General features: G+C 28.9%; 21 protein-coding genes. 17 read left to right on the top strand and 4 right to left on the bottom strand.

The annotated features are described in order from the left end of the window. The 3 genes from ACTTAO_RS07475 to ACTTAO_RS07465 are packed head-to-tail and all read left to right on the top strand — an operon-like array spanning position 1 to position 2,225. Entirely contained in the window at positions 1-804 is an 804-nt protein-coding gene (locus ACTTAO_RS07475; RefSeq protein WP_440634127.1) for a metal ABC transporter permease, read from the top strand. Positions 805-828: 24 nt separating this feature from the next. Beyond that, complete coding sequence (locus tag ACTTAO_RS07470; RefSeq protein ID WP_440614396.1) at positions 829-1,227, top strand: Fur family transcriptional regulator; 399 nt, start codon at positions 829-831, stop codon at positions 1,225-1,227. Then, positions 1,227-2,225, top strand: a complete 999-nt coding sequence (locus ACTTAO_RS07465; protein ID WP_440691731.1) for an Ldh family oxidoreductase — start codon at positions 1,227-1,229, stop codon at positions 2,223-2,225. The genes ACTTAO_RS07470 and ACTTAO_RS07465 overlap by 1 nt, the downstream gene beginning before the upstream one ends. Here the strand turns inward: ACTTAO_RS07465 and xth are convergent. Together xth and ACTTAO_RS07455 are read right to left on the bottom strand one after the other, a co-directional pair. Further along, positions 2,217-2,993 carry an exodeoxyribonuclease III gene (gene xth, locus ACTTAO_RS07460; protein ID WP_440691729.1) on the bottom strand — a complete coding sequence of 259 codons (777 nt, stop codon included), beginning with the start codon at positions 2,991-2,993 and terminating at the stop codon, positions 2,217-2,219. The genes ACTTAO_RS07465 and xth overlap by 9 nt on opposite strands. Next, on the bottom strand, positions 2,993-3,310 hold the full coding sequence (locus ACTTAO_RS07455) for a HesB/IscA family protein (protein WP_262589230.1): 318 nt from the start codon (positions 3,308-3,310) through the stop codon (positions 2,993-2,995). Before ACTTAO_RS07455 ends, xth begins: the two co-directional genes overlap by 1 nt. A 50-nt stretch (positions 3,311-3,360) precedes the next feature. Between ACTTAO_RS07455 and ACTTAO_RS07450 the strand changes: the two genes are divergently transcribed. Genes ACTTAO_RS07450 through secF form a run of 13 tightly spaced genes read left to right on the top strand, consistent with a single transcriptional unit; the run spans position 3,361 to position 14,152 of the window. Next, positions 3,361-4,479 (top strand): deoxyguanosinetriphosphate triphosphohydrolase, encoded by a 1,119-nt coding sequence (locus ACTTAO_RS07450; RefSeq protein ID WP_440691728.1) that lies wholly within the window; start codon positions 3,361-3,363, stop codon positions 4,477-4,479. Beyond that, a complete protein-coding gene (gene argS, locus ACTTAO_RS07445; RefSeq protein ID WP_440691727.1) occupies positions 4,476-6,209 on the top strand; it encodes an arginine--tRNA ligase in 1,734 nt (577 codons plus the stop codon). Before ACTTAO_RS07450 ends, argS begins: the two co-directional genes overlap by 4 nt. Then, positions 6,209-6,472 (top strand): hypothetical protein, encoded by a 264-nt coding sequence (locus ACTTAO_RS07440; protein ID WP_440691725.1) that lies wholly within the window; start codon positions 6,209-6,211, stop codon positions 6,470-6,472. The genes argS and ACTTAO_RS07440 overlap by 1 nt, the downstream gene beginning before the upstream one ends. Further along, a complete protein-coding gene (locus ACTTAO_RS07435) occupies positions 6,462-7,412 on the top strand; it encodes a glycoside hydrolase family 3 N-terminal domain-containing protein (RefSeq protein ID WP_440691724.1) in 951 nt (316 codons plus the stop codon). The genes ACTTAO_RS07440 and ACTTAO_RS07435 overlap by 11 nt, the downstream gene beginning before the upstream one ends. Positions 7,413-7,421: 9 nt before the next feature. Next, complete coding sequence (locus ACTTAO_RS07430) at positions 7,422-8,165, top strand: segregation and condensation protein A (protein WP_440691722.1); 744 nt, start codon at positions 7,422-7,424, stop codon at positions 8,163-8,165. After that, positions 8,158-8,859, top strand: a complete 702-nt coding sequence (gene scpB, locus ACTTAO_RS07425) for an SMC-Scp complex subunit ScpB (protein ID WP_440691721.1) — start codon at positions 8,158-8,160, stop codon at positions 8,857-8,859. Before ACTTAO_RS07430 ends, scpB begins: the two co-directional genes overlap by 8 nt. Positions 8,860-8,905: 46 nt before the next feature. Beyond that, positions 8,906-9,106 carry a twin-arginine translocase TatA/TatE family subunit gene (gene tatA / locus ACTTAO_RS07420; RefSeq protein WP_262589223.1) on the top strand — a complete coding sequence of 67 codons (201 nt, stop codon included), beginning with the start codon at positions 8,906-8,908 and terminating at the stop codon, positions 9,104-9,106. A gap of 5 nt (positions 9,107-9,111) precedes the next feature. Beyond that, on the top strand, positions 9,112-9,330 hold the full coding sequence (tatB, locus tag ACTTAO_RS07415) for a Sec-independent protein translocase protein TatB (protein ID WP_262589222.1): 219 nt from the start codon (positions 9,112-9,114) through the stop codon (positions 9,328-9,330). Continuing rightward, positions 9,323-10,093, top strand: a complete 771-nt coding sequence (gene tatC, locus ACTTAO_RS07410) for a twin-arginine translocase subunit TatC (protein WP_440691719.1) — start codon at positions 9,323-9,325, stop codon at positions 10,091-10,093. Before tatB ends, tatC begins: the two co-directional genes overlap by 8 nt. Beyond that, positions 10,086-11,345 (top strand): serine--tRNA ligase, encoded by a 1,260-nt coding sequence (serS, locus tag ACTTAO_RS07405; protein WP_440648414.1) that lies wholly within the window; start codon positions 10,086-10,088, stop codon positions 11,343-11,345. Before tatC ends, serS begins: the two co-directional genes overlap by 8 nt. 53 nt (positions 11,346-11,398) lie before the next feature. Then, a complete protein-coding gene (yajC, locus tag ACTTAO_RS07400) occupies positions 11,399-11,689 on the top strand; it encodes a preprotein translocase subunit YajC (RefSeq protein ID WP_262589219.1) in 291 nt (96 codons plus the stop codon). Between the two features lie 13 nt (positions 11,690-11,702). Beyond that, a complete protein-coding gene (secD, locus tag ACTTAO_RS07395) occupies positions 11,703-13,256 on the top strand; it encodes a protein translocase subunit SecD (RefSeq protein WP_262589218.1) in 1,554 nt (517 codons plus the stop codon). Then, on the top strand, positions 13,256-14,152 hold the full coding sequence (gene secF / locus ACTTAO_RS07390) for a protein translocase subunit SecF (protein WP_440691717.1): 897 nt from the start codon (positions 13,256-13,258) through the stop codon (positions 14,150-14,152). Before secD ends, secF begins: the two co-directional genes overlap by 1 nt. Here secF and ACTTAO_RS07385 read toward each other — a convergent pair. Both ACTTAO_RS07385 and uvrA read right to left on the bottom strand, forming a co-directional pair. Beyond that, the gene (locus ACTTAO_RS07385; protein ID WP_440691715.1) at positions 14,149-14,751 is read right to left on the bottom strand and encodes a urate hydroxylase PuuD; all 603 of its coding nucleotides are present in this window, start codon (positions 14,749-14,751) and stop codon (positions 14,149-14,151) included. The genes secF and ACTTAO_RS07385 overlap by 4 nt on opposite strands. Before the next feature lie 50 nt (positions 14,752-14,801). Continuing rightward, positions 14,802-17,654, bottom strand: coding sequence for an excinuclease ABC subunit UvrA (uvrA, locus tag ACTTAO_RS07380; RefSeq protein WP_440691713.1), 2,853 nt, complete (start codon positions 17,652-17,654; stop codon positions 14,802-14,804). An 89-nt stretch (positions 17,655-17,743) separates the two neighbouring features. Between uvrA and ssb the strand changes: the two genes are divergently transcribed. Continuing rightward, complete coding sequence (gene ssb / locus ACTTAO_RS07375) at positions 17,744-18,196, top strand: single-stranded DNA-binding protein (RefSeq protein WP_440691711.1); 453 nt, start codon at positions 17,744-17,746, stop codon at positions 18,194-18,196. The last annotated feature ends 1 nt before the right edge of the window (position 18,197 follow it).

The raw sequence follows: 18,197 nt of genomic DNA, 5'->3' as shown, positions 1-18,197 counted from the left end.
ATGTTTGATGATTTTTTTATTAGAGCTTTAGTTGCGGGAATAGGTGTGGCTTTAGTTACTGGCCCCTTAGGTTGTTTTGTAATTTGGAGAAGATTATCTTATTTTGGTGATACACTCTCTCACTCAGCTTTATTAGGAGTGACTATGGCTTATTCTTTAGAGTTAAATATAGCCTTATCTGTTTTTGTAATTTCATCTGTAGTTGCTTTAATTCTTATTCAACTTCAAAAAAAAACTAATCTACCTGGTGATGCTTTGCTAGGTTTATTAGCCCATTCTTCTCTAGCAGTAGGCTTGGTTGTGATAGGTTTTTTAACATTCATTAGATTTGATATAATGGGTCTGTTGTTTGGTGACATATTAGCTGTAACTACAAATGACATACTAATAATTTGGATAGGTGGTGCTATCATATTGCTGATTTTAAAATTGATATGGAAACCATTATTTGCATCGACTGTTAATTATGAATTAGCTGAGGCAGAAGGGTTAAATCCAGAGCGAGCCAAAGCTGTATTCACAATTTTAATGGCAGCAATCATCGCAATTTCAATAAAAATGGTAGGATTATTATTAATAACCGGAATGCTAATCATTCCAGCTGCTATGGCTAGAAATATCTCAGACAGTCCTCAGAAAATGATATTTTTCTCAATTATAGGTGGTTTATTATCTGTAATACTAGGATTGTTTTCTTCACTTGAGTTTAACACAGCTTCAGGACCCTCAATTATTGCTGCTTCATTGTTTTTATTCATTTTATCTTTGTTTAAAATAAAGCAATCCATTCAATTGAAAAACTAATGACTAATTGATAAGAATTTATAGATGCAAAAAGAACACAATCTTTCTAAAAACCAAAAAATAATTTTTGATCTCATTGATAAATCTGGTGAACCTATGAAGGCTTATTCAATTCTTTTTAATGTTCAAAAAAAAGGGATTAAAGCACCATTACAAGTTTATAGAGCTTTAGATAAATTAGTTGAAATTGGAAAAATCCATAAGATCGAAAGCAGAAATGCTTTTATTGCATGTCAAAATTCTAGTTGCCAAATTTCTAAAGCAACAGCTTTTTCTATTTGTGAAAGCTGTGAAAAGGTTTCAGAGATAAATAATTCAAAACTTTCAAAATATTTATCAAATTTTGAGGATGACTCAGGAATGAGATACAACAAATATAACTTAGAATTTTTTGGTTTATGTAAAAAGTGTAAATCGAAGTAATGAGCACAGTATCTTTAACCTTAGATGAAATATTTGAACTTGCCAAAAAAACTCTTTTGGCTAATGGATGCGATGATGAAACAGCATCAATTTTATCAGATTTAATAAGAAATGCAGAAAGAGATGGCTCAGTATCTCATGGTTTATTTAGATTGCCAGCATACGTTACTGGTCTTAAAAGCGGAAAAATTAATGGAAAAGGTAAACCTGAAGTTAAAAAAATATCTCCATCAGTAATTAAAGTTGAAGGAAATAATTGTTTAGCACCTGTTGTATTAAATAAAGGATTACCAGAACTAGCTAAAGCTGCAAAAGAAAATGGTGTTGCAGTATTAGCAATAAATAATTCACATCATATGGCTGCTATGTGGCCTGAAACAGAAAAGTTAGCCGAAGATGATTTAGTTGCTTTTGCATGTACGTCTTACAAGCCTGCTGTTGCACCTGCAGGAGCGATAAAACCATTATTTGGAACGAACCCAATTTCATTTGCTTGGCCAAGACCTGGCAAAACTCCAGTTGTTTATGATATGGCAACTGCATCGATGGCAATGGGTGAAGTTCAGGTTGCTAAAAGAGAAGGGCACAAAGTTCCACTTGGAACTGGTTTGACTAAAGATGGAAAAGAAACAACTGATCCAGGTGAAATTGCTGATGGTGGAGTATTATTACCTTTTGGTGGTTACAAAGGTTCTGCGATTGCTATGATGGTTGAATTATTAGCTGGCGCTTTAGTTGGTGATAATTTTAGTTATGAAACAGCTGCTAAAGATAATAATGATGGGGGTCCTCCAAGTGGTGGTGAATTTATATTAGCAATAAGTCCAGATAAAACTTCAGGAACTGATTGGCAAAAACATGCAGAAGAATTTTTTGAGAAGATGAAATCAATGGGTGAAGTAAGATTACCTGGCGAAAGACGTCATAAAAATAGATTGGACAATGGCCCAAGAAATATAAACGAAGAGTTAGTTAATAAAATAAAATCTTTAAGTTAAAGTAATTTCAATAGGAGTGTGGTCAGAGGGTTTTTCTCTTCCACGAGGGTCTTTATTGATATTTATATCTTTAATTTGATCAATTAGTGAATTTGAAACTAAAAAATGATCAATTCTCATGCCATTATTTTTTTGCCAGGCACCTCTCATATAATCCCAAAATGTATATCCTTCTTTCTCTTCATTAAAATATCTATACACATCATTGAAACCTAGATTTATCATCTCTCTAAATTTTTTTCTGATTTCCAACCTATATAAAGCGTCATCCTCAAAACTTTTTACATTATAAACATCTTCTGATGAAGGAATAATATTAAAATCACCTGCAAGAATTAAATTTGGATTTTTCTTAGATAAAATTTTTAGTTGTTTGATTAATTGATCTAGCCAATTTTTTTTGTAGTCATATTTTTCAGTATCAACAGGGTTTCCATTTGGAGTGTATATATTTATTATTTGAATAGTTTTTTTCTTATGTTCAAATTCAGCAGAAATTATTCTTGATTGTTTTAATTTATCTTTAATCAAATCAGTTCTGATATTTTTTAATTTATTTTTAGAAATAATTGCTACACCATTATAACTTTTTTGACCAAATACGTGGCTTTCATAATCCATTGAAGAAAAATCATCATAAGGAAAATTTATATCTTCGGTTTTGATTTCCTGCATCATTAAAATATCTGGTTTATATTTTAATAAATAACTTTTGATATTTTCAATTCGTGCTCTTACAGAATTGACATTCCAGGATGAAATTAGCATTAAAGTGAGAAAGAAACACCACAACCACAAGAGGATTTTGTTTGTGGGTTAGATATTTTAAATTGTTCACCTATTAACTCAGAAACATAATCAACTTCAGATCCTTTAAGTAAATCTGCAGAGGTTTTATCAATTAAAATATTTTGATAATTTAAATCGTCGTCTTGTTTTGATTTATCGAAAGTGAATTCATATTGAAATCCTGAACAACCACCACCTTTAATAGCGATTCTAAAAAATGAACCTTTGTCTTTTTTTGCTAACAAACTTTCTATTTGTTTTAACGCATTATCTGTAAATTTAATTTCTTTAATCATGTCTCAACACTGATATTACTAATATAATACTTAATTATTTTAATTAAAGGATGAAAAAAGACGCTTTGTTAGGGGTATACAAAAGTAAAGGCAGACTAATTAAGGAATCTAATTCAAAATATCGATCTCCTTTTCAAAGAGATAGAGATCGTATTATTCATAGTGCATCATTTAGAAGGTTAAAACATAAAACCCAAGTATTTGTTAATACTGAGGGTGATCATTTTAGAACAAGGATTACTCACTCAATAGAAGTTGCTCAAATTGCAAGATCAATAGCTAAATATTTAAAATTAAATGAGGATTTAGCCGAAACTTTAAGTTTAGCACATGATTTAGGCCACACTCCGTTCGGTCATGCTGGAGAAGATGCCTTACATGAATGTATGGAGGATTATGGTGGTTTTGATCACAACCTTCAAACTTTAAGAATAGTTATGTTTTTAGAAAATAAGTATTTTAAGTTTAAGGGATTAAACTTAACTATAGAAACGTTAGAAGGTCTCCTTAAACATAACGGACCTGTAGAGGATATTGCTTTAGTTAATAAGTTAATAGGGATAAAAACTTTTAAAGGTAAAATTAAATATAATTCATTTCCCTATCTAGAAGCTCAAATTTCATCAATTTCAGATGATATTGCATATAACAATCACGATATTCAAGACGGTATAAAAGCCAATCTTTTTAAAATGGAGGAATTGGTCGAAATAGATTTTTTTAAAAATATTCATAAAAAATATAAAAATAAAATTACTAATAAAAATTATAAAATTGCAATTTATCAAATAATAAGAGACTCAATTGATCTCATGGTTAGAGATTTATTGATCAATACCCAAAAAAATATTCAAAAACTTAAGGTAAAATCCTCAAGAGATGTATCTAAATCTAATGAGTTAATCGTTTGTTTTTCTAACCAAATTAAGAATGCAGAAAAAGAAATTAAATCTTTCTTAAGAGACAAAATGTATGACAACAAGTCAGTATTGAAAAAAAATCATAAAGGTAAATTAATAATTAAGAAATTGTTTAAAATGATTAAATCAAATCCAAGAAAATTTTTGTCCAAAGATCAATTGACTAAAGACAAATATAGAGCTATTTCAGATTTTATATCCGGTATGACTGATAGATATGCTATTAACCTTTATAACGATAATAAATGAATATTTTTGAATTATATTTAGATAAAATTAAATCTGTTATCGTTAATTTGAATAAAAATAATAAACTAGAAATTCCAGAGAATTTTAATGGAATTAATGCAGAAATACCTCCACCAAAATTTGATTGTGATATTTCAACAAATGTTGCAATGGTTTTATCAAAAATCAATAAAACCTCACCATTACAGCTCGCAGAAAAACTTGCTCCCGAAATTAAAAATAATGACAGTGAAATTGAAACAATATCTGTAGCCAGACCAGGATTTATCAATATTAAATTTAAACCATCTTATTGGTCAAATTTTATTAAAAATATCACAGATAATGCAGATAGTTTTGGAATAAATGACAAGGAGAAAAAAAATAATTATTTAGTAGAGTTTGTTTCAGCAAACCCAACAGGTCCTTTACATGTAGGACACTGCAGAGGTGCTATTCTAGGAGATGTTATCTCTAATGTTTTAATTTTTAATAAACACAAAGTTACAAAAGAATATTATGTTAATGATTATGGTAACCAAATTATAAATTTTACTAAATCAGTATATTATAGAATTAGAGAAGTTCATTTTAAAGAAACATTTCCTGAAGATAATCCTGATTTGTATCCCGGAGATTATCTAATTGATTTTGCAAAAAATATAATTTCAAATAATTCAGATCTTAAATTTGATAATTTTGATGAAATTAGAGATAAATTAACAGTCTTATCAATAGAGCAGGCGCTTCTGCTTATCAAAAACAATCTTAATAGCTTGGGTATTAAACATGATAATTTTGTTAGTGAAAAAAATATCGTATTAAACAATGAAGTTGAAAGTGTAATAGATTTTTTAGAAAAAAATAACTTTATTTATAAAGGAAAAATCAAAGCCCCAGCTGGTGAAGATAACAAAGATTGGGTTGAAAGAGAGCAATTATTATTTAAATCAACAGAATTTGGTGACGATAAAGATCGTGCACTTCAAAAATCTGATGGCACATGGACTTATTTTGCAAGTGACGTTGCTTATCATAAAAATAAAGTTGATCGAAATTTTGATTACTTAATCAATATTCTTGGAGCAGATCATGCAGGTTATATAAAACGGATTACCTCCTCGGTTGAAGCACTGTCTGGAAAAAAAGATACGTTAATTTGTAAAATCAGTCAGTTGGTAAAGTTAATTAAAGACAACAAGCCTTTCAAAATGTCTAAAAGAAAAGGAGATTATATTACCGTAGATGACTTGATTGAAGAAGTTGGAAGAGATGCAACAAGATTTATTATGCTTAACAGAAGTAGTGATGTTGAATTAGATTTTGATTTCGATGCAGTCAAAGAAAAATCTAAGGACAATCCATTATATTATGTTCAATATTGTTACGCTAGAATTTCATCTGTATTTAGACATATAGATAAAGACTTAAATTCAAAAATTGAATTAAATGATTTTAATTTTGAATATTCTAATGATGAAATTAAAATTTTAAAAAAATTATCTGAATGGCCAAAATGTATTGACGCAGCTAGTACAAAATTAGAACCACATAGAATACCTGTTTACTTATACGATCTTGCATCTGAATTTCACTCGTATTGGAATTTAGGAAAACAATTTCCAGAAAAAAGGTTCATTAATGATCAAAAAACAGTCTCACCAGATAAATTGATCTTTTTGAAGGCTATTTCTAATGTAATAAAAACAGGAATGGATATTGTTGGTGTCGATACACCAAATCAAATGTAATGCTTAAAGAAATAAAGTACTTAATATTTGTTTTAGTAATACTTTTATTTATATTTTTTACAGGAAAATATTATTTTTCAGATGAACACAAAAAAAAATCATACAGATCTCATCAAAATATTGATGAGAAAATAAAATTATATTCAAAAAATTTACCAGTTTTAGAGAATGATACTGAAAATGTAATTGAGTATGTTAAGCAAACAAACAAAAAGAAAAAGAAAAAATTTAATTTTTGGAAATTATTAGACAATGATAAGTAAAAGAAAATCTTTTATAGTTGGTTTAAAATCAACAAAATTATCTAAAAATGAAATTTTATTTCTAAAAAAATATAAACCCTGGGGAATTATCCTATTTACTAGAAATATTAAATCTTTTGACCAAGTTAAAAAATTAACCTCTAGTATTAGAAAAATTTTTAAGGATAAGAAATATCCAATTATGATTGATCAAGAAGGAGGAAGAGTAAACAGATTAAGAAATTTAATTTCCTTTGATAATATGTCATCTGAATATTTTGGAGACTTGTTTAATAAAGATAAAAAAAAATTTGAAATCGTTTATAAGTTATTTGTAGATAAGAATTCTTATTTATTGAATTTAATTGGTGTGAATATTAATACTGTTCCAGTTTTAGACCTTAGAGTTAATGGCGCTAGCAAGGTAATTGGTGATCGATCTTATTCAAAAAATAAAAAAATTGTCTCTAAATTAGGGGATATTTGTATTGAATTATTTCAAAATAACTCAATAGGAACTGTAATGAAGCATATACCTGGTCATGGTTTAGCAAAAGTCGACAGTCATTATTCAACACCGATTATTAACAAAACATTTGGATATCTTCTAAAAAACGATTTTTGGACATTTAAAAAGAAGAAATGTTTATTTGCAATGACAGGTCATGTTGTTTATTCAAAAATTGATAAAAATAACACTGCCACTCACTCTAAAAAAATAATTAATATTATTAGGAAAAATATAGGATTTAAGAATATTTTAATTTCAGATGACTTATCAATGAAGAGTTTAAGTGATGATTTAAAACTTAATACTATTAATTTATTCAGCGCAGGTTGTAATATAGCACTTCATTGCAATGGAAATATGAAAGAAATGAAGATAGTCGCAGAAAATTCACCTAAAGTGAATAGTTTTATTCTTAAAAAAACATCTCAATTTTATAAAATTTTAAGTTAATATCTTTCCATGTCCACAAATGATTCTGAATTATTTAATGTTGATATAAATAATTATAATGGACCATTAGATGTACTTTTAGATTTAGCAAAAGCTCAAAAAGTTGATTTAGAAGAAATATCTATAACTAAGTTAGCAGATCAATTTCATGAGTATATTACCAATGAAAAAAACTTAAATTTAGAAATTGCTTCTGAATATCTTTTAATGGCTACTTGGTTAGCTTATTTAAAATCAAAATTACTTTTACCTGGTACCCCTGAAGAAGAATTTAAAGTTCAAGAAGTTGCAGAAAAGTTAAAATTACAGCTAAAAAAATTAGAATTAATTCGATTATTATCTGAACAAATGCTTAAGAGAAAAAGATTAGGTAGAGAGATAAGAACTAGAGGCATGAAAGGAAGTATTAGATCAATTTATAGCACTGAATATAATTTAAGCTTATTTGAACTAATGAAAGCTTACTCAACAATAATAATGACTAAAGAATTTCAAAAAATGAATATTCCAAAACTTCCTGTGTTCACAACAGAAGATGGGATTAAAACAATTAGAGAATTTTTTGGCAAACTATTTGAATGGAAAAAACTTGATGAGTTAATTCCAAGTAATTTTAAAAGTGGTTCAAAATACAAGAAAACTGGTAAGGCTGGAATTTTTGCTGGATCATTAGAATTAGTTAAAGAAGGAAATTTATCAATCAAACAAGATAAATTGTTTGATGAAATATATGTAAAGGAAATAAATGATTAAAAAAGCAAAATCTTCAAAAGATAATGTTTTAAAGTTTCCATCAAAATTATCAGATTTAGACAAAGAGATAGAAGCAATTATTTTTGCGGCAGCTGAGCCTTTAGATGTAGACACTATAGAAAGTAAAGTTTCTAAAAAAGGTAACGTTCCAGACTCTTTAGAAAAATTAAAACAAGAATATTCCAACAGGGGAATTAATTTAATTTGTATAAAAGATAAGTGGTCTTTTAGAACGTCACCAAATTTATCAAGTTTGATGTCGCAAGAAAAAACTGTTGAAAAGAAACTATCAAGAGCTGCAGTAGAGACATTGGCTATAATTGTTTATCACCAACCGGTTACGAGAGCTGAAATTGAAGAAATAAGGGGTGTTGCTTTTGGTACTAATACTTTAGAGATATTAATGGAATTAAATTGGGTAAAACCAGGTGGTCGAAAAGATGTTCCAGGTAGACCAATTCAGTACATAACTACTGATGATTTTTTAAGTCATTTTAACATACAAAAATTATCTGATCTTCCAACAATTGATGAATTAGGAGCTGCTGGTTTAATTGATAGTTCAAGTGTTGATAATGCTATTTTTGGGACTGGAAAATTTTACAAAGAAAAGCAAGAAGAGAAAAAAGAAGATATTTATTCTAATATAGATGAAATGCTTAATAGCACTCTAGATCCTGAAGAGAAAGAATAGTAAAAAGTAACTTTCAAAATAACCTTAAAAAGGTTATAAGTTTTTTATGAGTATAGGAATTTGGCAAATAGCTATTGTAGTTATATTGGTTGTTTTATTGTTTGGAAGAGGAAAAATTTCAAGTTTAATGGGTGATGTAGCTAAAGGAATTAAAAGTTTCAAAAAAGGAATGGCGTCAGACGTGACTGACGATACAGAGCCAAAAAATATATCTGACGATAACAAAGACTCGGATAACAAAAATTAATTTAAATGCCTACTATCGGTTGGTTTGAAATTTTAATTGTTGTTGCTATTGCAATAATAGTTCTTGGACCAAAGGATTTTCCAGTGATGTTAAAGAAAGCAGGCTCCTGGATTGGATCAGCAAAAAGGTACGTTAATAATATTCAAAATGAAGTTTCAAATCTAGAGATAGATGAAGAAAAAATTGATAACGAAATAAAAAAAGAAATTAAAAAAGATGAGTAATGAAGATCAGGAAGGTGGATTTGTAAGTCACCTAACAGAATTAAGAAAAAGGTTAATAAATAGCTTTATCTTTTTATTTATCTTTTTTGTAATTTGTTACTTATTTGCAGAACATATCTATGGTTTTCTTGTTGATCCATTTGCAAGAGCTGTAAAAGAAGACGGCTCTGATAGAAGATTGATATTTACAGCTTTACAAGAGACCTTTTTAACATATCTTAAAGTATCATTCTTCACTGCTTTTTTTGTTACATGTCCATTTATCTTGATGCAAATTTGGAAATTTATTGCACCCGGATTGTACAAACATGAAAAAATAGCAATTCTGCCTTACCTTATATTAACACCAATATTATTTTTTTTAGGAGGCATGCTAGTTTATTATTTGATAATGCCTCTTGCGATTAAATTTTTTCTTTCATTTGAAAGCACAGGTCTTTCAACAAATTTACCAATCCAATTAGAGGCTAAAGTTAATGAATATTTATCACTAGTTATGAAATTAATTTTTGCTTTTGGTATCAGTTTTCAGTTACCAGTTGTTTTAAGTCTATTAGCTAGAGTCGGAATAGTTGATAGTCAATTTTTAAAAGAGAGAAGAAAATATGTAGTTGTTATAATATTTGCAGCAGCTGCATTGTTAACACCACCAGATCCAATTACTCAAATAGGTTTAGCAATACCTTTATTAATTCTGTATGAATTATCAATATTTTCAGTAAAATTTATAGAAAATAAAAATTTACAAAAAGAAGATGCATAACATTAAAGAAATACGAAAAGATTTTTCCAAATTTCAAAAATCTCTTGAAAAAAGAAATTTAGAAGTAGATTTTGAAAAAATTCAAAAATTAGATGAACAAAATAGAAATTTAATTCAAAAAAAAGAAAGTTTAGAAAAAGAAAAAAAAGATATTTCTAAATCAAAAGATGAGAGTTTGTTTAAGAAATCTAAAGAAATTAGCAAGGAACTCGAGAAAATTGTAGAAGATCAAAAACAAATTAAGTTTGATTTAGATAGTATACTGTCTAGCATACCCAATATACCACATGAAGATGTTCCAAATGGTAAAGACGAAAATGATAACAAAGAAATATTAAAATCAGGAGAGATACCCAATTTAGAATTTAAACCTAAAACACATTACGAATTAGGTGAAAAACTAAATATGCTTGATTTTGATTTAGCTACAAAAACTACTGGTTCAAGATTTGTATTTGTAAAAGATAAATTGGCTCTTTTAGAAAGGGCAATATCAAATTTTATGCTTGATACGCATATTCATCAAAATGGTTATCAGGAAATATCACCTCCATTAATGGCATCAGAAAGCACTATGTACGGCACTGGACAGTTGCCAAAATTTGAAAATGATCAGTTTGAAATTAAATTTGACGAAGGTTCAGATAGAAAATTTTTGATACCAACAGCAGAAGTGATTTTAACCAATATTGTTAAAGATAAAATGATTGATCTTAATAATTTACCAATGAGATTTGTTGCTTCAACTCCTTGTTTTAGAAAAGAAGCTGGAAGTTATGGAAAGGATACAAGGGGCATGATTAGGCAGCATCAATTTTACAAAGTTGAAATGGTAAGCATTGTTGAGAATGAAAAATGTTTAGAAGAATTAGAGAGAATGACAAATTGTGCCACTGACATACTAGATAAATTAGAATTACCTTATCGAAAAGTAATTTTATGTTCAGGTGATATGGGTTTTAGCGCAGAGAAGACCTATGATATTGAGGTATGGTTACCATCAGAAAATAAATATAGAGAAATATCTTCATGTTCATCTTGCTCGACGTTTCAAGCACAGCGTATGAAGGCAAGATATAAAAATAATAATAAGGAAAATGTTTTTGCAGGTACGTTAAATGGAAGCGGTTTAGCTGTTGGAAGAACTCTGATTGCAATTATGGAAAACTATCAGCAAAAAGATGGTTCTATTATAATTCCTAAAGTTCTAAGACCTTATATGAACAATATGGAATTGATTTCTAACAATTAAAGTTGTTTTAATTAGTTAGATGGTATAAGAATGCCATAATTTAAAGGAGATTTATGGAAGGTTCAGGAATAGGTCAATTTATACCGCTAATTTTAATTTTTGTTATTTTTTATTTTTTCTTAATCAGACCACAGCAAAAAAAAGTTAAAGAGCATAAAGCAATGGTCGAAGGTTTAAAGAGAGGTGATAAAGTAGTCACATCAGGTGGTATAACAGGAAGAGTAGAAAGATTAATTGATAACGACAAAGTAGAAGTTGAAATAGCTGAAAATGTTAAAGTAGAAATTGTTAAAGCTACAGGTATTCAAAGTCTCTTAAACAATACTCCAGAAGTTAAAAAATAATCAATTAAGATAAGTGCTTTATTTTTCTAAACTAAGAATCTTATTTGTAACTTTATTTTCTTTATTATTTATTTTAATTGCGTCATCAAATTTATTTAAGTTCGATGATAGTTTTTTTAATAAGAAAATAAACCTTGGTTTAGATTTACAAGGTGGTTCTTACCTTTTACTTGAAATTGATAATGAGCCTGTAATTGAACAAAAATTACAAAATTTAACAACCACTATTAGAAATTATTTCAAAGAGAAAAATATCAAAATTAATAATATTAAAATTGATAATCAAAATATTTTTTTCAATGTTGCTGATTTAGACAAACAAGCAGTACTAGATGTGTTTCAAGATGAAAATAGTGATCTAAATCCTTATTACCCAAGATTTAAATCACACCAACTTGATATCGAAGATAATGGTATCAATTTAAAAGTAAGTTTTTCAAGACAAGGCATAATCAATCTTAAAACTTCATCGCAAGATCAAGCAATAGAAATTGTAAGAAGAAGGGTAGATGAAGTCGGTACTAATGAACCAAATATTTTAAAAAGAGGAAATGATAGAATTCTAGTTGAACTTCCTGGGTTAGATGATCCTCAAAGAATTAAATCACTATTAGGAAAAACTGCAAATCTTACATTTAGATTTGTAACTAATGATGAAAGCGATAGATTTGGTGTTGAGAAGTTAAAATTTGAAGATGGTTTAGAAGAGGCAACAGTAAGCAAAAGAATAATCATCAGTGGTGAAAATCTATTAGATGCACAACCAAAAATGGACACTCAAAACAATCAAACTATTGTGTCATTTACATTAGATAGAGTAGGAGCCAAAAGATTTGGTAAAGCAACATCTACTGGTATTGGAAAACAATTAGCCATTGTTTTAGATGGAAAAATAATTAGTGCACCTGTTGTTAGAGATACAATAGCAAGTGGATCTGGACAGATCAGTGGGGGATTTACTTTCCAAAGTGCTACAGATTTAGCTTTATTATTAAGATCTGGAGCTTTACCTGCACCATTAGAAATCATAGAGGAACGAACTGTGGGTCCAGATCTTGGACAAGACTCGATTAATGCAGGAATGATTGCTTTAGCTATAGGCTTTTTATTAGTTATTATTTTTATGTTTGTTAAATACAAAGTTTTTGGTCTAATCACTAACGTAACATTAATAATTAATTTATTTTTATTACTTGGTATTTTAACTTTATTTGAAGCAACACTAACTCTTCCAGGTATAGCAGGGATAATTTTAACCGTTGGTATGGCTGTTGATGCAAATGTACTAATTTTTGAAAGAATTAAAGAAGAACTTAAAGATGAAAGTAATAATATTTTAGCTTTTGATGGAGGTTACACAAAATCAAGAACAGCAATTATTGATGCAAATATTACTACTTTATTAGCAGCTATAATTTTATTTTTTATGGGGTCTGGCCCAGTAAAAGGATTTGCTGTTACTTTAGGTGTTGGAATTTTTACAACACTATTCTCAGTTTATTTTATAGCAAGATTGTTTACTAGTCTTTATGTGACAAGAAATAAAAACAAGGAAAAATTAATCTAATGATAGCTTTTAATAAATATTACAATCACTTTAACATACTATCTATATTGTTGATTACAGCATCACTTTTATTACTAATTTTTAAAGGTTTAAATTACGGTATAGACTTTAAAGGTGGAACATTGATTGAATTAAGATCATCAGATAGCAAAATTAGCGTAAGTTCATTAAGAGACAAATTTAATCAAATGAATTTAGGAGATGTTTCTGTTAAAAAATTTGGAAATGAAACTGATTTTTTAATTAAATTTGAAAATAAAGATAATAAAAAAAATATTATTGAAGAAATTAAAAAAGATTTAGATAGTTCTTTTGGAAATAACTATGATTTTAGAAGAGTTGAAAATGTAGGTCCTAAAGTTAGCGCTGAACTGCTTAAAGCTGGTGTGATAGCCATTTCTTTATCTCTAGCTGTTATGCTTATTTACATTTGGATACGTTTTGAGTGGCAATTTAGTTTGGGTGCAATTTTGGCATTATTTCACGATGTAATAGTAACATTGGGAATTTTTTCATTATTTAGTCTTGAAATTAATTTATCAATTATTGCAGCTGTTCTAACTATTGTTGGTTATTCTATGAACGATACGGTTGTAATCTTTGATCGTGTTAGAGAAAATTTAAGAAAATATTCAGATATTAAAATTTTTGAATTAACAAACATTTCAATCAACGAAACTTTATCTAGAACAATAATTACTTCAGCTACAACATTGTTAGCTTTATTGGCGATATTCTTTTTTGGTGGTGAAATTTTAAAAGGTTTTTCTTTAGCAATGATACTTGGTGTTGTATTTGGAACGTATTCTTCGATTTATATAGCTAATACAGTTTTAGTGAGATTAAGAGTATCACAAAAAACAGTCTTAAGAGAAGACGATAATAAAACAGTTTAATATAAGTTTTGAGCAGCTACCATTGAAAGCAACATTGGTAGAGATAAAAGTGTATTTGTTCTTGAAAATAACATTGCAGTTTTAGCAGACTTAGCTTTTGTTTCTGGATCAGATTCAACTATTCCTAAAGCTCTTTTTTGGTTTGGCCAAATCACAAACCAAACATTAAAAGCCATTACAATTCCTAACCACATACCAATTCCTATCGCCGTATGTTTTGGAACACCAGATCCAATGCTAAAAGTCATAGCATCGTGTAAATATCCATTTAACAAAGCTAGAATTAATCCTGAAAGAACAGTAAACGCAGCTGCCCATCTAAAATAAAACAACGCAGCTGGAGCAATTACTTTCCCAATAGCAGGTTTTTGTTCATCAGGTATTTTTCCCATATTTGGAATTTGAACAAAGTTAAAATACCACAATAATCCTATCCACATTATTGCAACAAGAACATGAATGTATCTGAACAACCAGCTCCAAAAAAGAGTATCGAAAGCAATACCATCATTTAAATAGGAAAGACCTAAAAATAATATAATTGCTAATGCAAGAGATGCATGAATTGTTTTAGATAGTGATGACAATAAACTGCTCATGATTCTTAATTAATATACACTAAATTTAGATTTTTTATAAGTTTTTATATTTAGTACAATAGAGGTTTTAAAAACTGGCCTGTGTAGCTCTCTTTTACTTTGCAAACATCCTCTGGTTTACCTTCAGCAACAATTTTGCCACCTTTAACACCACCCTCAGGACCCATGTCAACTATATGATCAGCTGTTTTTATTACGTCTAAGTTATGTTCTATTACAACTACTGTGTTTCCTAATTTTACGAAGGTGTGAAGAATTTCTAGTAATTTTTTAATATCGTGCTGATGTAGTCCAGTTGTTGGTTCGTCTAATATGTACATGGTTCTACCAGTTGATCTTTTTGATAATTCTTTAGCTAGTTTAATCCTTTGTGCTTCACCGCCTGATAGTGTAGTAGCCTGTTGTCCAATTTTAATGTAACCAAGTCCAACTTTTTTTAAGGTTAATAATTTAGATTTAATATTTGAAATGTTTTCAAAATATTCACAACCTTCATCAACAGACATATCTAAAACATCAGCTATACTTTTTCCTTTAAACTTGATCTCTAAAGTTTCTCTGTTGTATCTCGTTCCTTTACACTCATCACACTGAATATAAACATCTGGTAAAAAATGCATTTCATAAGTAATAACACCATCACCTTCACACGCTTCACATCTACCGCCCTTAACATTAAATGAAAATCTTCCTGGCTTATAACCTCTAGTCTTAGACTCTGGTAAGCTAGTGAACCAATCTCTTATAGGACCAAAAGCTCCAGTATAAGTAGCTGGGTTAGATCTTGGAGTTCTACCAATAGGGGATTGATCTATATCAATAATCTTATCAATTAATTCTACACCTTTATAACCTTTAAACGCTTTTGGAGTTTTTCTAGCTTTATTATTAAGTGTTAAGTTTAATGCATGAAATAATGTTTGTAATACTAATGTAGATTTACCACTTCCTGAAACCCCAGTTACACAAGTAAATGTTCCTGTAGGAATTTTAAGATTAACATTATTTAAATTATTCCCACTAGCACCATTTATTTCTACAAATCTTCCATTTTTGGCTAATCGTCTAGTTTTAGGAATTTCAATCTTTTGTTTATTTGCAAGATACTGTCCAGTTATACTCTTCTTATCTTTTTTAAGTTCTTCATAAGTTCCTTGGGCTGTTATTTGACCACCATTCGTACCTGCTTCAGGTCCAAGATCAATAATATGATCTGCGTTTTCCATAGTTTCAGTATCATGTTCAACAACAATTACTGTATTACCAAGATCTCTTAATCTTTTTAATGCATTTATTAATTTAACATTATCTTTTTGATGCAAACCAATTGATGGTTCATCTAAAACATATAATACTCCTGTTAAACCAGATCCAATTTGTGATGCTAATCTAATTCTTTGAGCTTCTCCTCCTGATAAAGTTCCAGACTCTCTTGAAAGTGTTAAGTAATCTAAACCAACATTAAGTAAGAAATTTAATCTTTCATTTATTTCTTTTAGGACATGTTCTGCAATTTTAAATTGCCTTTTATCTAAATTATTTTCTAAGCTTTTAAACCATTCAGCGGCATCATGAATTGATTTTTTAGTAACCTCACTAATATTTAAATCATTAATCTTAACACATAATGCTTCTTCTTTAAGTCTATCACCATTACAAGCTTCACATGCGGTATCAGATTGATATTCGGCTATTGCTTCTCTTTTCCACTCACTATCAGATTCCAAGAAACGTCTTTCAAGATTATTTATCACTCCTTCAAAGGTTTTTTTATATGAATATTTTTCATATCCATCATCATAATTAAATTTAATTTCGTCCTCATCTGAACCATATAAAATTATATCTTTTATTTTTTTTGGGAGCTTTTTCCATTTTTCATCAAGAGAAAATTCATAATGTTTTGCAAGAGAAGCCAAAGTTTGCGCATAATATAAAGTTGTCGATTTAGCCCATGGTTCAATTGCTCCATCCGCTAAACTTTTACGATCATCTGGAACTACTAAATTTGGGTCTACATTTAATTTCATTCCTATACCTTCACATTCTTCACAAGCACCATAGGGACTATTAAATGAAAACAATCTTGGTTCTATTTCTTCGATAGTAAAACCACTTTCTGGACAAGCAAACTTTGTGGAGTAAATTAATTTTTCAATTTTTCTAAATTTTTGAGGAAGAGTTTCATCCTCGTATTCAACAAAAACTAATCCATTAGCTAAATTTACAGCTGTTTCTACGCTTTCAGCTAATCTGTTTCCAAGTTTTGAATTAAGTACAATTCTATCAACTAGAATTGAAATGTCGTGTTTTAATTTTTTATCTAGGTTAGGAGATTTTTCTATATCGTATAATACATTATCAATTTTTATTTTTCTAAATCCACGTCTCTTATAGCTTAAAATATCTTTTTTATATTCACCCTTACGACCTCTAACTACTGGAGCATAAATATAAATTGTAGATTTTTTTGGTAATTTTTTAATTAAGTCAACAATTTGAGTGATTGTTTGAGAGGTTATTGGCTTCCCTGTAAAAGGAGAGTAGGGAATACCCGCTCTTGCATAGAGTACCCTCATATAATCATAAATTTCTGTAACAGTTGCAACAGTTGATCTGGGATTTTTTGAAGTATTTTTTTGTTCGATTGCTATGGCTGGACTTAAGCCTTCAATTAAATCAACATTTGGCTTTTTCATTTTATCTAAAAATTGACGAGCGTAAGCAGATAAACTTTCAACATATCTTCTTTGACCTTCAGCATAGATGGTATCAAAAGCTAATGAAGATTTTCCTGACCCAGACAAACCAGTTATCACTACAAATTTATCTTTTGGAATCTCTACAGTCACATTCTTCAAATTGTGTTCTTTAGCGCCCTTAATAACTATCTTTTTCATCATATTTTTAGTTGCTTTGAGTCAATAAAATTAATATTCAGAAGAATTGTGATATAAATCTTATTAATTAATTTAACAAATAGTAAAATATTATGGCTGGAAGTTTAAATAAAGTATTATTAATTGGTCGTTTGGGCGCAGACCCTGAAATTAAACAAATGGTAAATGGGAAGAGTGTAGCTAGACTAAGTCTTGCAACCAGTCAAACATGGAAAGATAAAAATACTGGTGAAAGAAAAGAAAAAACTGAATGGCACCGTATAGTTGTATTCAATGAAGGATTGGTAAATGTTGTTCAACAATATTTAAAAAAGGGTGCTCAAGTTTATGTAGAGGGACAATTGACAACACGTAAATGGAAAGATGAACAATCTGGCCAAGACAAGTATTCAACAGAAATTGTTATACAAGGTTATAATTCTTCACTTACAATGTTAGGTGGGGGAAATACAAGTGGTGGAATTCAGAATGACACAACTCAACAAAATAATATTGAGGACTCTTCTCAAGTGTCAAATGATATGGATGACGAAATACCATTTTAAT

The sequence above is a fragment of the Candidatus Pelagibacter sp. HIMB1782 genome, assembly GCF_052047475.1.
Lineage (GTDB): Bacteria > Pseudomonadota > Alphaproteobacteria > Pelagibacterales > Pelagibacteraceae > Pelagibacter.
This window is presented reverse-complemented; position numbering and strand designations above follow the sequence as displayed.

Bases quoted from the DNA above. Each gene is read 5' to 3' on its own strand.
- ACTTAO_RS07475 (WP_440634127.1), top strand. From the start codon at position 1: ATGTTTGATGATTTTTTTATTAGAGCTTTAGTTGCGGGAATAGGTGTG.
- ACTTAO_RS07470 (WP_440614396.1), top strand. From the start codon at position 829: ATGCAAAAAGAACACAATCTTTCTAAAAACCAAAAAATAATTTTTGAT.
- ssb (WP_440691711.1), top strand. From the start codon at position 17,744: ATGGCTGGAAGTTTAAATAAAGTATTATTAATTGGTCGTTTGGGCGCA.
- ACTTAO_RS07430 (WP_440691722.1), top strand. From the start codon at position 7,422: ATGTCCACAAATGATTCTGAATTATTTAATGTTGATATAAATAATTAT.
- argS (WP_440691727.1), top strand. From the start codon at position 4,476: ATGAATATTTTTGAATTATATTTAGATAAAATTAAATCTGTTATCGTT.
- ACTTAO_RS07385 (WP_440691715.1), bottom strand. From the start codon at position 14,751: ATGAGCAGTTTATTGTCATCACTATCTAAAACAATTCATGCATCTCTT.
- ACTTAO_RS07450 (WP_440691728.1), top strand. From the start codon at position 3,361: ATGAAAAAAGACGCTTTGTTAGGGGTATACAAAAGTAAAGGCAGACTA.
- ACTTAO_RS07435 (WP_440691724.1), top strand. From the start codon at position 6,462: ATGATAAGTAAAAGAAAATCTTTTATAGTTGGTTTAAAATCAACAAAA.
- serS (WP_440648414.1), top strand. From the start codon at position 10,086: ATGCATAACATTAAAGAAATACGAAAAGATTTTTCCAAATTTCAAAAA.
- yajC (WP_262589219.1), top strand. From the start codon at position 11,399: ATGGAAGGTTCAGGAATAGGTCAATTTATACCGCTAATTTTAATTTTT.
- xth (WP_440691729.1), bottom strand. From the start codon at position 2,993: ATGCTAATTTCATCCTGGAATGTCAATTCTGTAAGAGCACGAATTGAA.
- tatB (WP_262589222.1), top strand. From the start codon at position 9,112: ATGCCTACTATCGGTTGGTTTGAAATTTTAATTGTTGTTGCTATTGCA.
- tatC (WP_440691719.1), top strand. From the start codon at position 9,323: ATGAGTAATGAAGATCAGGAAGGTGGATTTGTAAGTCACCTAACAGAA.
- ACTTAO_RS07455 (WP_262589230.1), bottom strand. From the start codon at position 3,310: ATGATTAAAGAAATTAAATTTACAGATAATGCGTTAAAACAAATAGAA.
- scpB (WP_440691721.1), top strand. From the start codon at position 8,158: ATGATTAAAAAAGCAAAATCTTCAAAAGATAATGTTTTAAAGTTTCCA.
- ACTTAO_RS07440 (WP_440691725.1), top strand. From the start codon at position 6,209: ATGCTTAAAGAAATAAAGTACTTAATATTTGTTTTAGTAATACTTTTA.
- tatA (WP_262589223.1), top strand. From the start codon at position 8,906: ATGAGTATAGGAATTTGGCAAATAGCTATTGTAGTTATATTGGTTGTT.
- uvrA (WP_440691713.1), bottom strand. From the start codon at position 17,654: ATGATGAAAAAGATAGTTATTAAGGGCGCTAAAGAACACAATTTGAAG.
- secF (WP_440691717.1), top strand. From the start codon at position 13,256: ATGATAGCTTTTAATAAATATTACAATCACTTTAACATACTATCTATA.
- ACTTAO_RS07465 (WP_440691731.1), top strand. From the start codon at position 1,227: ATGAGCACAGTATCTTTAACCTTAGATGAAATATTTGAACTTGCCAAA.